This is a genomic window from Streptomyces sp. NPDC093221, from assembly GCF_044753885.1.
Taxonomy (GTDB): domain Bacteria; phylum Actinomycetota; class Actinomycetes; order Streptomycetales; family Streptomycetaceae; genus Actinacidiphila.
In genome coordinates this window covers 78,764-92,999 of record NZ_JBIVOA010000002.1, presented here as the reverse complement: position 1 = coordinate 92,999, position 14,236 = coordinate 78,764, and the positions used below count along the sequence as shown (strand labels likewise).

12 protein-coding genes and 1 riboswitch are annotated in these 14,236 nt (G+C 72.1%); of the genes, 7 read left to right on the top strand and 5 right to left on the bottom strand.

Going from position 1 to position 14,236, the window contains the following annotated elements; all coding sequences use genetic code 11:
- Nucleotides 1-111 precede the first annotated feature (111 nt).
- From frr to ACIQCJ_RS06510, 6 genes are all read left to right on the top strand, one after another.
- A complete protein-coding gene (frr, locus tag ACIQCJ_RS06535) occupies nt 112-669 on the top strand; it encodes a ribosome recycling factor (RefSeq protein ID WP_188281238.1) in 558 nt (185 codons plus the stop codon).
- 177 nt (nt 670-846) lie between these two features.
- On the top strand, nt 847-1,872 hold the full coding sequence (locus ACIQCJ_RS06530; protein ID WP_391161444.1) for a phosphatidate cytidylyltransferase: 1,026 nt from the start codon (nt 847-849) through the stop codon (nt 1,870-1,872).
- Nucleotides 1,873-1,957: 85 nt separating this feature from the next.
- Entirely contained in the window at nt 1,958-3,064 is a 1,107-nt protein-coding gene (gene rlmN / locus ACIQCJ_RS06525; protein ID WP_355346501.1) for a 23S rRNA (adenine(2503)-C(2))-methyltransferase RlmN, read from the top strand.
- A gap of 91 nt (nt 3,065-3,155) precedes the next feature.
- Nucleotides 3,156-3,267, top strand: a riboswitch (TPP riboswitch).
- On the top strand, nt 3,261-4,358 hold the full coding sequence (locus ACIQCJ_RS06520) for a thiamine ABC transporter substrate binding subunit (protein WP_402710890.1): 1,098 nt from the start codon (nt 3,261-3,263) through the stop codon (nt 4,356-4,358). Its footprint overlaps the riboswitch before it by 7 nt.
- A gap of 176 nt (nt 4,359-4,534) precedes the next feature.
- Nucleotides 4,535-6,172, top strand: a complete 1,638-nt coding sequence (locus ACIQCJ_RS06515; protein WP_402711266.1) for an ABC transporter permease — start codon at nt 4,535-4,537, stop codon at nt 6,170-6,172.
- The gene (locus tag ACIQCJ_RS06510) at nt 6,172-7,212 is read left to right on the top strand and encodes an ABC transporter ATP-binding protein (RefSeq protein ID WP_402710889.1); all 1,041 of its coding nucleotides are present in this window, start codon (nt 6,172-6,174) and stop codon (nt 7,210-7,212) included. Before ACIQCJ_RS06515 ends, ACIQCJ_RS06510 begins: the two co-directional genes overlap by 1 nt.
- A gap of 123 nt (nt 7,213-7,335) precedes the next feature.
- Here the strand turns inward: ACIQCJ_RS06510 and ACIQCJ_RS06505 are convergent, their stop codons facing one another.
- The 5 genes from ACIQCJ_RS06505 to ACIQCJ_RS06485 all read right to left on the bottom strand — a co-directional run bounded on the left by ACIQCJ_RS06505 (nt 7,336) and on the right by ACIQCJ_RS06485 (nt 12,602).
- Entirely contained in the window at nt 7,336-8,478 is a 1,143-nt protein-coding gene (locus ACIQCJ_RS06505; RefSeq protein WP_402710888.1) for an LOG family protein, read from the bottom strand.
- A gap of 26 nt (nt 8,479-8,504) precedes the next feature.
- Nucleotides 8,505-9,662 (bottom strand): hypothetical protein, encoded by a 1,158-nt coding sequence (locus ACIQCJ_RS06500; protein ID WP_402710887.1) that lies wholly within the window; start codon nt 9,660-9,662, stop codon nt 8,505-8,507.
- Between the two features lie 109 nt (nt 9,663-9,771).
- Complete coding sequence (locus ACIQCJ_RS06495) at nt 9,772-10,515, bottom strand: ATP-binding cassette domain-containing protein (protein WP_391161438.1); 744 nt, start codon at nt 10,513-10,515, stop codon at nt 9,772-9,774.
- A 216-nt stretch (nt 10,516-10,731) separates the two neighbouring features.
- On the bottom strand, nt 10,732-12,123 hold the full coding sequence (locus ACIQCJ_RS06490) for an aspartate aminotransferase family protein (protein WP_355346519.1): 1,392 nt from the start codon (nt 12,121-12,123) through the stop codon (nt 10,732-10,734).
- Nucleotides 12,124-12,125: 2 nt separating this feature from the next.
- Nucleotides 12,126-12,602 carry an Lrp/AsnC family transcriptional regulator gene (locus ACIQCJ_RS06485; RefSeq protein WP_355346522.1) on the bottom strand — a complete coding sequence of 159 codons (477 nt, stop codon included), beginning with the start codon at nt 12,600-12,602 and terminating at the stop codon, nt 12,126-12,128.
- A gap of 192 nt (nt 12,603-12,794) precedes the next feature.
- On the opposite strand from ACIQCJ_RS06485, the gene ACIQCJ_RS06480 reads away from it, so the two are divergent.
- Nucleotides 12,795-14,231 (top strand): gamma-aminobutyraldehyde dehydrogenase, encoded by a 1,437-nt coding sequence (locus ACIQCJ_RS06480; RefSeq protein ID WP_401306106.1) that lies wholly within the window; start codon nt 12,795-12,797, stop codon nt 14,229-14,231.
- The last annotated feature ends 5 nt before the right edge of the window (nt 14,232-14,236 follow it).

Sequence of the window (14,236 nt, the reverse complement as noted above, 5' to 3'; positions counted from 1 at the left end):
GTTCGCCCGGTCCGGGGATGGACAACAGGCTGCCGGTCGGACACCGTGCAGGAAAGACGCGCGCAGGGGCCCGACCGTCAGGCTCCGCCTTCTGAATACCAGGAGCACATGGTGATTGAAGAGACCCTCCTCGAGGCCGAGGAGAAGATGGAGAAGGCCGTCGTCGTCGCCAAGGAGGACTTCGCGGCGATCCGTACCGGCCGGGCGCACCCCGCGATGTTCAACAAGATCGTGGCCGAGTACTACGGCGCGCCCACCCCGATCAACCAGCTCGCCTCGTTCGCGGTGCCCGAGCCGCGGATGGCGGTGATCACCCCCTTCGACAGCAGCAGTCTGCGCAACATCGAGGAGGCGATCCGCAACTCCGACCTCGGCGTCAACCCGAGCAACGACGGCCGGATCATCAGGGTGGCGTTCCCGCAGCTCACCGAGGAGCGGCGCCGGGAGTACATCAAGGTCGCCAAGACCAAGGGCGAGGACGCCAAGATCTCGATCCGCAGCGTCCGCCGCAAGGCCAAGGAGACCCTCGACAAGCTCGTCAAGGACGGCGAGTCGGGCGAGGACGAGGTGCGCCGCGCGGAGAAGGAGCTGGACGACACGACGTCGAAGTACGTCGCCCAGGTCGACGAGCTGCTCAAGCACAAGGAAGCCGAGCTGCTGGAGGTCTGACCGGGCCGGGCCCCCGGGCCCGCCCCGGAAACACCGCCCCGGACATCTCAGTCCGTCCGGACACGCCTGTCCGGGCACCGTTCCTGACGCCCGTCCGGACACCGGCAGTACGACCGTATGCACGATCCCGCCCTCAGCCCTTCCCGGCCGACACACGACGACGCGAGGCGAAGCTCAGTGAACGACTCTTCCTGGGGCGCTTCGCCACGCGCCGGTCACTGGGGAGCGCCCGAGGACACGGTCACCAACGGCGCGGCCGACGGCTCGATTGCGGATGACACGATCATCTATCCGGCGGGTTCCGCACCCGATTCCGGGCGCGGCAGGAAGACTCCTCCTATGCCAACCGCCCCGGAGCCGACACCGCCGCCGCAGCCCCCCGCGAAGAAGTCCGCAGGGCGGAATCTGCGCGCGGCGATAGGGGTCGGCCTCGGCCTCGGCGCGGTCATCGTCGCCTCGCTCTTCATCGTGAAGGCGGTGTTCGTCGGCGTCGTGGTCGTCGCCGCCGCCGTCGGCGTCTGGGAGCTGACCTCGCGGCTGGCGGAGCGCAAGGGCATCCGCGCCCCGCTGATCCCGATCGCGGCCGGCGGTACGGCGATGATCATCGCCGGGTATCTGCGCGGCGCGGACGGCGCCTGGGTGGCGATGGCCCTCACCGCGCTCGCCATCCTCGTGTGGCGCATGACGGAGCCGCCCGAGAACTACCTGCGCGATGTCACCGCAGGCGTCTTCGCCGCCTTCTACGTGCCCTTCCTGGCCACCTTCGTGGTCATGATGCTCGCCGCCGACGACGGCCCGCGCCGCGTCCTGGTCTTCCTGCTGCTCACCGTGATCAGCGACACCGGCGCCTACGCCGTCGGCTGGCGCTTCGGCAAGCACAGGCTCGCGCCCCGCATCAGCCCCGGCAAGACCCGCGAGGGCCTGCTCGGCGCGATCTCCTTCGCCATGGTCGCGGGCGCCCTGCTCATGCAGTACGTCATCGACGACGGCCGCTGGTGGCAGGGCCTCCTCCTCGGCCTCGCCGCCGCCGTCAGCGCCACCCTCGGCGACCTCGGCGAATCCATGATCAAGCGCGACCTCGGCATCAAGGACATGGGCACCCTCCTGCCGGGCCACGGCGGCATCATGGACCGCCTCGACTCCCTGCTCCCCACCGCCCCCGTGGTCTGGCTCCTCCTGGCCGTCTTCGTCGGCACCGGCTGACCCCGACGGCCCGCCGCCCGAGCGACAGCCCCCGGACCAGCGGGCGACCGGCCGACCCATTTCGATCTGCGACACTTGTCAGATCATGCCTGTACCCGGAGAACTCACTTTTGCCGCGCCGCGTGGGGCCAAGAAGCCGCCGCGGCACCTTGCCGACCTCACTCCCGTCGAGCGGCGGGAGGCGGTGGCCGCGCTCGGGGAGAAGCCGTTCCGGGCGAAGCAACTGTCGCAGCACTACTTCGCGCGGTACGCCGACGATCCGGCGGCGTGGACGGACATTCCGGCCGCGGCGCGGGGGAAGCTGGCGGAGGACCTGCTGCCGGAGCTGATGACGGTGGTGCGGCACGCGTCGTGCGACGACGGGGACACCCGTAAGACGCTGTGGAAGCTGTTCGACGGGACGCTCGTCGAGTCGGTGCTGATGCGGTACCCGGACCGGGTCACGATGTGCATCTCCTCGCAGGCGGGCTGCGGCATGAACTGCCCGTTCTGCGCGACCGGGCAGGCCGGTCTCGACCGGAATCTGTCCACCGCCGAGATCGTGCACCAGATCGTCGCGGGCATGAAGAGCCTGCGCGACGGCGAGGTGCCCGGGGGGCCCGCGCGGCTGTCGAACATCGTCTTCATGGGGATGGGCGAGCCGCTGGCCAACTACAAGCGCGTGATCGGCGCGATCCGCCGCCTCACCGACCCCGAGCCGGACGGCCTCGGCCTGTCGCAGCGCGGCATCACCGTCTCCACGGTCGGCCTGGTCCCGGCGATCTACCGGTTCGCCGACGAGGGGCTGAAGTGCCGCCTCGCGGTCTCGCTGCACGCGCCCGACGACGAGCTGCGCGACACCCTGGTGCCGGTCAACACCCGCTGGAAGGTCCGCGAGGTGCTGGACGCGGCCTGGCACTACGCCGAGGTCTCCGGCCGCCGGATCTCCATCGAGTACGCGCTGATCCGGGACATCAACGACCAGGCGTGGCGCGCGGACCGGCTCGGCCGGATGCTGAAGAACCACCGGGTGCACGTCAATCTGATCCCGCTCAACCCCACGCCCGGCTCCAAGTGGACGGCCTCCCGGCCGGAGGACGAGCGGGCGTTCGTCGCCGCGCTCGAGTCCCACGGCGTGCCCGTGACCGTACGGGACACCCGCGGCCAGGAGATCGACGGCGCGTGCGGCCAGCTCGCGGCCTCGGAGCGCTGAGGCGCCGGGCGCGATAGGGGCCCGGCGCTGACCAGCCCTTTCGCACCTGCTGCTATCGTGCTCGTGCAATCACACAAGTACGTACAAGTGAACATTCCGACAGGGGAGCGCCTGAGACGGCGCTGAGAGTGCGGCCCACGAGACCGCAGACCCTCGGACCTGATCCGGGTCATACCGGCGTAGGGAGTCTGCACAGATGAACACCATCCGTCGGCGTGCCATCGGCGCGCTCGTCCTGGCCACGGTCGGCGCCACCGCGCTCGCCGCGTGCGGCAGCGACTCGGGCGGCACCAAGACCAGCGGCGGCAGCACGTCCAAGACCGTGACGCTGGTCAGCCACGACTCCTTCGCGGCGTCCGACGCCGTGCTCAAGGACTTCACCAAGGAGACCGGCTACACGGTCAAGGTACTGCGCGGCGGAGACGCGGGCGCGGCCGTCAACCAGGCGATCCTCACCAAGGACCACCCGCAGGGCGACGTCTTCTTCGGCGTCGACAACACGCTGCTGTCCCGCGCGCTCGACAACGGCCTGTTCACCCCGTACGCGGCCAAGGGCCTCGACCAGGTGCCCGCCGACCTCCAACTCGACGCGGCCAAGCACCGGGTGACGCCCATCGACTCCGGTGACGTCTGCGTCAACTACGACCGGGCGTACTTCACCGCGCACAAGCTGGCCCCGCCCGCCACCTTCGCGGACCTGGTCAAGCCGGAGTACAAGAACCTGCTGGTCACCGAGAACGCCGCGACGTCCTCGCCCGGTCTGGCCTTCCTGCTCGGCAGCGCCGCCGCCTACGGGGACTCCGACTGGCAGTCGTACTGGAAGCAGCTCAAGGCCAACGGCGTCGAGGTTGTGGACGGTTGGGAGCAGGCGTACAACGACCGCTTCTCCGGTTCCTCGGCAGGCAAGAAGGCCAAGGGCGACAAGCCGCTGGTCGTGTCGTACGCGTCCAGCCCGCCCGCCGAGGTCGTGGGCGTCACCCCCGCGCCCGCCCAGTCCCCGACCGGGGTCTCCACCGGCACCTGCTTCCGGCAGATCGAATTCGCCGGGCTGCTGCACGGCGCGAAGAACACCGCGGGCGGCCAGGCGCTGATCGACTTCCTGCTGAGCAGGACGTTCCAGGAGGACATGCCCCTCCAGATGTACGTCGACCCGGTGCGCAAGGACGCCGCCGAGCCCGAGGTGTTCACCAAATACGGCGCGAAGATCACCGACCCGAAGACGCTGGCGCCCGACAAGATCGCCGCCAAGCGCGACGAGTGGGTCAAGGCATGGTCGTCGATCGTCCTCAAGTGACGCCCGGCGCCGAAAAGACGGACGCGGCCGATACGTCGGGCCACGCCGATACGTCGGACACGACCGGCACGGCGGACGCGACCGGCACGGCGGACGCGACCGGCACGGCATCGGCGGTACGCGGCAGGGGCCGGTCGCTCGTACCCGGTCGCGGCACCGCGATCCGGCTCGCCCTGATGGCCGTGCCCGCCGCCTTCTTCGGGGTGTTCTTCGCCTACCCCGTGATCTCCATCGTCGGCCGCGGCCTGCACCAGGGCGGCCGGTGGCAGCTCGGCCGGATCGGCGACGTCCTCGGCGACGGCTCCATCCGGCACGTGCTGTGGTTCACCTGCTGGCAGGCCGCCGCGTCCACCGCGCTGACCCTGGCCGTCGCCCTGCCCGGCGCGTACGTCTTCGCGCGGCTCGACTTCCCCGGCAAGCGGCTGCTGCGGGCCGTCGTCACCGTGCCCTTCGTGCTGCCGACCGTGGTCGCCGGTTCGGCCTTCCTCGCGCTGCTCGGCCGCGGCGGCTTCACCGACTCGCTGTGGGGCGTCCGCCTGGACACCACCGTGTGGGCGATCCTCATCGCGCACGTCTTCTTCAACTACGCGGTGGTCGTCCGCACCGTCGGCGGCCTGTGGGCGCAGCTCGATCCGCGTCAGGAAGAGGCCGCGCGGATGCTCGGCGCGAGCCGGCTCGCCGCCTGGCGGCGGGTCACGCTGCCCGCGCTCGGCCCCTCGGTGGCCGCCGCCGGGCTGATGGTGTTCCTGTTCACCTTCACCTCCTTCGGCGTGATCCAGATCCTCGGCGGCCCGCTGTACTCCACCCTCGAAGTGGAGATCTACCGGCAGACCGCGGAACTCCTCGACCTGCCGACCGCCGCCGTGCTGACCCTGCTGCAATTCGCCGCCGTCGCCGCGATCCTCGCCGTGCACGCCTGGACCGTACGCCGCCGGGAGTCCACGCTGCGGCTGGTCGACGCGGCCACCACCGCGCACCGGCCGCGCGGCAGGGGGGAGCGGACGCTGCTCGCCGGAGTGCTCGCCGTCATCGCGCTGCTGATCCTGCTGCCGCTGGGCGTGCTCGTCGCCCGCTCGCTGGACGGCCCGGACGGCTACGGCTTCGCCTTCTACCGCTCGCTCGGCTCCGTCGGCTCGGGTCGGAGCGGCGGCACCTTCACCGTCGCCCCGCTGGAGACGGTCTGGAATTCGCTGCGGTACGCCGCCGTCGCCACCGTCATCGCCTTGACGGTCGGCGGGCTCGCCGCCGCGGCCCTCGTCCGCAGGGCGGGACGGCTGGTCCGCGGCTTCGACGCGCTGCTGATGCTGCCGCTCGGCACCTCCGCCGTCACCGTCGGCTTCGGCTTCCTGATCACCCTCGACAAGCCGCCGCTCGACCTGCGGTCCTCCTGGATCCTGGTGCCGCTCGCCCAGGCGCTGGTCGGTGTGCCGTTCGTCGTACGCGTCATGCTGCCGGTGCTGCGCGCCGTCGACGACCGGCTGCGGGAGGCCGCCGCGGTGCTCGGCGCGTCACCGCTACGGGTCTGGCGCGAGGTCGAACTCCCGCTCGTCGGACGGGCGCTGGCCGTCGCCGCGGGCTTCGCCTTCGCCGTGTCGCTCGGCGAGTTCGGCGCCACCGTCTTCATCGCCCGCCCCGACAGCTCCACCCTCCCGGTCGCCGTCGCCCGCCTGCTCGGCCGCGCGGGCCCGTCCACGTACGGCCAGGCCATGGCACTGAGCACCATCCTCATGCTGGTCTGCGCCGCGTCGCTGCTGGTGCTGGAGAATCTGCGCCCGCGCGGCCGGGGCGCCGACCCCTCACCCGGGGAGTTCTGATGACGCTGCTGCGAGTCGAGGACGCGACCGTACGGTTCGGCGCGCGGGCCGCGCTGGACGCCGTCACGCTGGAGGTGGCCGCGCACGAGACGGTGTGCGTGCTCGGGCCCAGCGGCAGCGGCAAGTCCACGCTGCTGCGGGCCGTCGCCGGACTCCAGCCGCTGGACGGCGGACGGGTGCTGCTCGACGGCGCCGACCAGGCGGGCGTTCCCGCGCACCGGCGCGGCGTCGGCCTGATGTTCCAGGACCACCAGCTCTTTCCGCAGCGCGACGTCGGCGGCAACGTCGCCTTCGGGCCGCGCATGCACAAGGTGCCGCGGGAGCGGCGCGAGGAGCGGGTGCGCGAACTGCTCGACCTCGTCGGGCTGCCCGGCGCGGGCGGGCGCGGCGTCGCCACGCTCTCCGGCGGGGAGCAGCAGCGGGTCGCCCTGGCCCGCGCCCTCGCCCCCGAGCCGCGCCTGCTCATGCTCGACGAGCCGCTGGGACAGCTCGACCGGGCGCTGCGCGAACGGCTTGTCGTGGAGCTGCGCGAACTCTTCCGTCGCCTGGGGACGACGGTCCTGGCCGTCACGCACGACCAGAGCGAGGCGTTCGCCCTCGCGGACCGGGTCGTGGTGATGCGCGACGGGCGCATCGCGCAGTCCGGTACGCCGCTGGAGGTCTGGCAGCGGCCGGTGTCGCCCTTCGTGGCCCGCTTCCTCGGCTTCGACAACATCGTGGACGCCAGCGTCGGGGGTGGCTTCGCCGATACGCCGTGGGGGAAGGTGCCGGTGCCCTCCGGCACCCCGCAGGGGCCCTGCCACCTGCTCATCCGGCCCGCCGGGGTGCGCCTCACCGGACTCGAGTCCGGGCTTCGCTGCACTGTCGTCGCCCGCACGTTTCGTGGCGACCACATCACGCTCGTCCTGGCGCCGGAGGCGGGGCCGCGCCTCGAAGCCGGGTGCCCTTGGCGGGCGGCACCCGAGGTCGGCGCCGAGGTCGCCGTGACCTTCGCCCCCGAAGAGGTCGTCCTCCTCGCGGACGCCCCCCACCGCCCCTAGGGCCGGTCCTTCAGGGGCGCGGGGAACCGCGCGAGCAACCCGCCACCGGCCGGTGGTCCGACGACAACCGATCCGCCCCGTTGGGGAAGAAGACCGGCTGACCGTCTCGGTCAGAGAGCCGTTCTAGGGGGCGGCCAGCTTGGACAGGGCGGCGGGGACTTCCGCGACGGAGTCGACGAGGGCGAGGAGGGGGGACATGGGGCGGCCGGAGGCGAGGGCGGTGAGGAGGGGCCAGGCGGGGAGAGTGGTGGTCCAGTGGACGCGGTCGACGAGGACGAGGGGAACGGGAACCCCTCGGGAGGAGTAGTAGTCGGGGGTGGCGGCGTCGAAGATCTCCTGGACGGTCCCGGCGGCGCCGGGGAGGAAGACGACCCCGCCGGTGCAGCGCGAGAGCAACCCGTCCTCGCGGGTCGCGTTGGCGAAGAACTTGGCGATGCCGGAGGCGAAGGCGTTCGGCGGCTCGTGGCCGTAGAACCAGGTGGGCAGCCCGTAGGAGGGTCCGCCGTCCGGCCAGCGGTCGCGTACCTCGAAGGCGGTACGGGCCCAGTCGCCGACGGAGGGCGCGAAGGACGGGACGCCGGCCAGGACGGCGAGGGCCTTGCGGAGCATCAGGTCGTCGTAGGGCGCGGCGTAGGCGCCGAAGTTGGCGGCCTCCATCGCGCCGGGGCCGCCGCCGGTGGCGACGGTGTGCCCGGCCCTGGCGAGGTCGCGGCCGAGCCGTGCGGCGCCCGCGTAGGCGTCGGAGCCGCGCTCCATGGCGTGGCCGCCCATGACGCCGACCACGCTGAGGCCGCGCAGGCGCTCGTCGAGGGCGTCGGACACGGCGTCGTCGTGGATCGAGCGCAGCATCGAGGCGAGTATGTCGCCCTCCGCCGCGGCGGAGCGCGCCCAGGCGTGCGTACGGGCGTCCGGCGTCCGCTCGTAACCGTCCTCGTCGAGGCCCGCGTACAGCTCGTCGGGGCTGTAGAGCGCGCCCCGGTACGGGTCGAAGGGCAGGTCGGGGACGGGCGGGAAGACCAGCGCGCCGCCCGCGCGCACATGGGCGAGGGCCTGCGGCTCCATCGGGCAGCCGAGGAAGACGGCCTGCGAGGTGTCGGTGACGAGGAGCGCGAACGTACGGTCGGTCAGGTCGACGGCCTGTACGCGGTATCCGGCGAAGGAACCGCTCAGGGCGACCTGGTCGAATTCGGCCAGCGACTCAACTTCCCTGTCCCGTCCGGGAGTTGGGGGAACGTCGGGCGCTGCGGGCGGGATGTCGGCGGGCACGTCTGAACGATAGTCCTCGGTGCGGCTCACCGGCCCGGCGGGACGGTGGTGAGTACGGCGACCAGCGCCGTGAGGGGGACGGCGGCGGCCAGCAGGACGCCCGCCCGCAGCGCGACCGCGCCGCGCAGGAGCGCGGGGGAGGCGCCGACCTGGCGCAGGGCGGCCATCGCGGGCTCCCGGCCGCGCCGGGCCTCCAGCAGCGCGGTGCCCGCGGTGGCCACCACGCACACCACGATCAGGACACCGGCCAGGGCGGTGAGGGGGCCGAAGGGGCGGGCGCCGCCGCGGTGCAGGTCGTACGCGGCCAGGGCCGCGGCGGCGGTGGCGCACAGGGCGCCGAGCGGGCGGCCGATCGCACCGGCCTCCTCCTGGAGGGCCCGTCCGGCCAGCAGCCGGAGCGCGCCGGGGCGGAAGGCGGCGAGCAGCCGTCCGCAGGCGTGCACGAGGCCGGGACCCGCGAGGACCATGCCCGCGGTGGCGACGACCCAGCCGCCGAGCGCGAGCGGCGCGATGGAGCCGAGACCGCCGGGCATCGGCACCTCGTGGCCGTGCGGCGCGGCCACCTCGGCGGCGAGCCCGACGGCGATCAGGGCGACGCCCCAGGGCAGGCCGCCGGGCGGATCGGCCGCGGAGACCTTGCGGGTCGCGGGGGCGGGCGCGGTGGAGACGGTGCGCGGTGGCCACAACTGGGCCGCGCCGATGACGGCGGCGCTCACCGGGACCAGCGCGAGCAGCGTCAACGCGCCCGCGAGCGGCACCTGTTCGCCGCCGCCGAGGAGGTCCGAGGCGGCGCCGTGGAAGGGCAGCGCGCCCGTCAGGTCGCCGCGCAGGTGCAGAAACGCCAGCAGGGCCACCGCGCTGCCGACCGCGCAGGTCAGGGCGGTCGCCGACGCGGCGAGCAGGGCCACGCCGACCCGGCCGAGGCCCACCGCGGCCAGTCCGGGACGCGGCCACCGCGCGGGCACCGCCCGCCCCGCGGCGACCGCGAACTGCACGGTCACCACGACCGGCAGCGCGCACCACGCCAGCCGCGCGGCGGCGTCGGCCGGCCGGTGCGGGTGCCCGAGGGCGTATCCCAGCGCGGCCAGCAGCAGCAGCCCGGTGGCCGCCGACGCGGCGGCGACCAGCACCCACCGCACCAGCGCGGTGTACCGCGCCCCGCGTACGACACGAAAACTCAGCACGCCCGGCTCCCTTCCGACACAGGCCGCCGCCCCGTACGGGCCATGGCCACGGCACCGGCCCCGCCGACGCGGGCACCCGTAAGGGCACGGGCGGTGTGGACAGTCGAGGTCATACGGACGCGGCCCGCGTCGTCGTCGTCGCGGTCGGCTCGGAATCCCGCTCCTGCGCGGGCATCGCGGCGTTGACCCGGCCGTCGAGCAGCGGGATCACGCGGTCCGCGAAGGGCGCGATGTCGTGGTCGCAGGCGCTGAGCACGACGGTGATGCCGTGCGAGCGGGCCGCGCTGGTGAGGGTCCGCATCACCAGGGCGCGGTCGGGGCGGTGCAGCGGCGCGCCCGGGTCGTCGGCGAAGACGATCTCCGGGGTGGTGACCAGGGCGCGGGCCACCGCGATCCGCTGCCGCTCGGCCTGGAGGAGTTCGGCCGGGCGCTTGCGGGCGGCGGCCCCGATGTCGAGCCGGTCAAGCCACTCCTGCGCCGCGGCCCTGGCCGCGCGGTACTTGGTGCCGCGCAGCAGCAGCGGCAGCGCCGCGTTCTCCCAGGCCGTCAGCTCGGGCAGCAGTTGCGAGGTGCTGCCGACCCAGCCGAAGCGGTCCCTGCGCAGCTCGTCCCTGGCCGTCTCGGGGAGGGTGTGGACCGGGGCGCTGTTGAACCACACCTCGCCCTCGTCCGGCACCAACTGCCCCGACAGGCAGCGCAGCAGCGTCGACTTGCCCGCGCCTCGCGGACCCACGACGGCCAGGATCTCGCCCTGCCGTACGCCCAGCGACACACCCAGCAGCGCGGGGGACCCGTCGTGCGCGTGGCGCAGCGAACGGGCCCACAACACGTCATTGTCCGGCGGGGCCACCATGCCGTTACCTCCGCGGTTCGCGAACCAATCCCCTCCGGGGAGGTTAGGCGCCGTCAGCCCCTGCGGCCCGCAGGCACGGCGTACGTCCCCCGCGAGCCGCCCGTCCGGGTGACAAGCCCCCGACGCCTGCCTGACGCAGGCGGGTGACCCAGTTCCCCGCGCCCCCAAAAGAAGCACGGCGAGGGCGTCTCACGCCGAGGGAGCGCGCTGGAAGCGTCAGAGCTTGGTCCACGCCTCGGTCAGGACGCCGCGCAGGATGGCCTCGATGTCGTTGAAGAGGGACTGGTCGGAGGTGAGCGGCGGGGCGAGCTGGACGACGGGGTCGCCGCGGTCGTCGGCGCGGCAGTAGAGGCCGGCGGCGTACAGCTCCTTGGAGAGGAAGCCGTACAGGACGCGCTCGGTCTCCTCGTCGGTGAAGGTCTCCTTGGTGGCCTTGTCCTTGACGAGTTCGATGCCGTAGAAGAAGCCGTTGCCGCGGACGTCGCCCACTATCGGCAGGTCGTTGAGCTTCTTGAGGGTGTCGAAGAACGCGCCCTCGTTGTCCAGGACGTGCTGGTTGAGGCCCTCGCGCTCGAAGATGTCGAGGTTGGCGATGCCGACGGCGGCCGAGACGGGGTGGCCGCCGAAGGTGTACCCGTGGAGGAAGGTGTTGTTGCCCTTGTAGAAGGGCTCGGCGAGCCGGTCGGAGATGATGCAGGCGCCGATGGGGGAGTACCCGGAGGTCATGCCCTTGGCGCAGGTGATCATGTCGGGCACGAAGTCGAACTTGTCGCAGGCGAACATCGTGCCGAGCCGCCCGAAGGCGCAGATGACCTCGTCGGAGACGAGCAGGACGTCGTACTGGTCGCAGATCTCGCGGACGCGCCGGAAGTAGCCGGGGGGCGGCGGGAAGCAGCCGCCCGCGTTCTGCACCGGCTCCAGGAAGACGGCGGCGACGGTGTCGGGGCCCTCGAAGAGGATCTGCTGCTCGATCTGGTCGGCGGCCCAGCGGCCGAACGCCTCGGGGTCGTCACCGTGGATCGGGGCGCGGTAGATGTTGGTGTTGGGCACCTTGCGCGCGCCGGGGACCAGCGGCTCGAAAGGGGCCTTCAGGGCGGGCAGCCCGGTGATCGACAGGGCGCCCTGCGGGGTGCCGTGGTAGGCGACGGCCCGTGAGATCACCTTGTACTTGGTGTGGTTGCCGGTCAGCTTGTGATACTGCTTCGCGAGCTTCCAGGCCGTCTCGACGGCCTCGCCGCCGCCGGTGGTGAAGAAGACCTTGTTGAGGTCGCCGGGCGCGTAGTGCGCGAGCCGCTCGGCCAGTTCGATCGCCTTGGGGTGCGCGTAGCTCCAGATCGGGAAGAAGGCCAGCTCCTGGGCCTGCTTGTACGCGGTCTCGGCCAGCTCGTGCCTGCCGTGCCCGGCGTTGACCACGAAGAGCCCCGACAGACCGTCGATGTACCGCTTGCCGTGGTCGTCGTAGATGTACGTGCCCTCGCCGCGCACGATGGTCGGCACGGGGGCGTTCTCGTACGACGACATGCGGGTGAAGTGCATCCACAGGTGGTCGTGGGCGGTCCTGGAGGAGTCCGAGGCAGTCGCGGACGGTGCGGGGTTCGTGGAGGTCATGGCTATCTGGTTCCCCAGGTGTAGGTCTGCTTCCGCAGCTTGAGGTAGACGAAGGTCTCGGTGGAGCGGACGCCGGGCAGTGCCCGGATCCGCTTGTTCACCAGGTCCAGCAGGTGGTCGTCGTCCTCGCAGACGATCTCCACCATCAGGTCGAAGGAACCGGCGGTGATGACGACGTAGTCGACCTCGTCCAGCGCGGTCAGGGTCTCGGCGACCGGGTCGATGTCGCCGTCCACGTTGATGCCGACCATCGCCTGCCGCCGGAAGCCCACGGTGAGCGGGTCGGTGACGGCGACGATCTGCATGACGCCCTGGTCGAGCAGCTTCTGTACGCGCTGCCGCACCGCCGCCTCGGACAGGCCCACGGCCTTGCCGATCGTCGCGTACGGACGGCGTCCGTCCTGCTGGAGCTGTTCGATGATCGCGTTCGACACCGCGTCTATCGACGGCGCTCCGCCGTTCTTGTCCCGAGTGGCCACGCGCCCCACTGTGCAGGAGAGGTCGACGGTCGCGCAAGCCCTTCACGATGAAAATCGTCGCCGACGGCCCTCTGTGGTACCGAATCGGTTGTTGAGGGGGGATGGGTGTGTCGAATACGGCAGTCCTGCGGCTAAGCTGGGGAACGTCTCAGCCCGTGGACACCGGACTCGTACGACCAGGGAGCAAGCGCCGTGACCGAACTCCGTACTCTGCGCAATTACATCGACGGAGAGTTCCGCGACGCCGCGGACGGCCGGACCACCGAGGTGGTCAGCCCGGTGACCGGCGACGCGTACGCCACCGCGCCGCTGTCCGGCGCGGCCGACGTGGACGCGGCGATGGCCGCCGCGGCGGCCGCCTTCCCCGCGTGGCGCGACGCCACCCCGTCGGAGCGGCAGAAGGCGCTGCTGAAGATCGCCGACGCGATCGAGGCGCGCGCCGATGAGCTTATCGCGGTGGAGAGCGAGAACACCGGCAAGCCGATCGGACTGACCGCCAGCGAGGAAATCCCGCCGATGGTGGACCAGATCCGCTTCTTCGCGGGCGCCGCGCGCATGCTCGAAGGCCGCTCGGCCGGTGAGTACATGGAGGGCATGACGTCCATCGTGCGGCGCGAGCCGGTCGGCGTCTGCGCGCAGGTCGCGCCCTGGAACTACCCGATGATGATGGCCGTGTGGAAGTTCGCCCCGGCCATCGCGGCGGGCAACACCGTCGTCCTCAAGCCGTCCGACACCACGCCCGCCTCCACCGTGCTGCTAGCCGAGATCCTCGGCGGCATCCTCCCCAAGGGCGTCTTCAACGTCGTCTGCGGCGACCGGGACACCGGCCGGGCGATGGTCGAGCACCCGGTGCCCGCGATGGCCTCCATCACCGGTTCGGTACGCGCGGGCATCGAGGTCGCCGGATCGGCCGCCAAGGACGTCAAGCGGGTCCACCTCGAACTGGGCGGCAAGGCCCCCGTCGTGGTCTTCGAGGACACCGACATCGCCAAGGCCGTCGAGGACATCGCCGTCGCCGGATTCTTCAACGCCGGGCAGGACTGCACCGCGGCCACCCGCGTCCTGGTCCAGGAGTCGATCCACGCGGAGTTCACCGCGGCCCTCGCCAAGGCCGCCGCCGAGACCAGGACCGGCCTGCCGGACGACGAGGACGTGCTGTACGGGCCGCTGAACAACGCCAACCAGCTCGCCCAGGTCAGCGGCTTCATCGAGCGGCTGCCCGCGCACGCCAAGGTCGAGACCGGCGGCCACCGGGTCGGCGAGCGCGGCTACTTCTACGCGCCGACCGTCGTGTCCGGGCTGCGGCAGGACGACGAGATCATCCAGCGCGAGGTCTTCGGCCCCGTCATCACCGTCCAGTCCTTCACCGACGAGGAGCAGGCCGTCGCCTGGGCCAACGGCGTGGACTACGCGCTGGCCTCCTCGGTGTGGACCAAGGACCACGGGCGCGCCATGCGGATGTCCAAGCGGCTGGACTTCGGCTGCGTGTGGATCAACACCCACATCCCGCTGGTCGCCGAGATGCCGCACGGCGGCTTCAAGCGGTCCGGCTACGGCAAGGACCTGTCGGGCTACGGCTTCGAGGACTACACGCGGATCAAGCACGTGATGACCTCGCTGGACGGCTGAGCCGG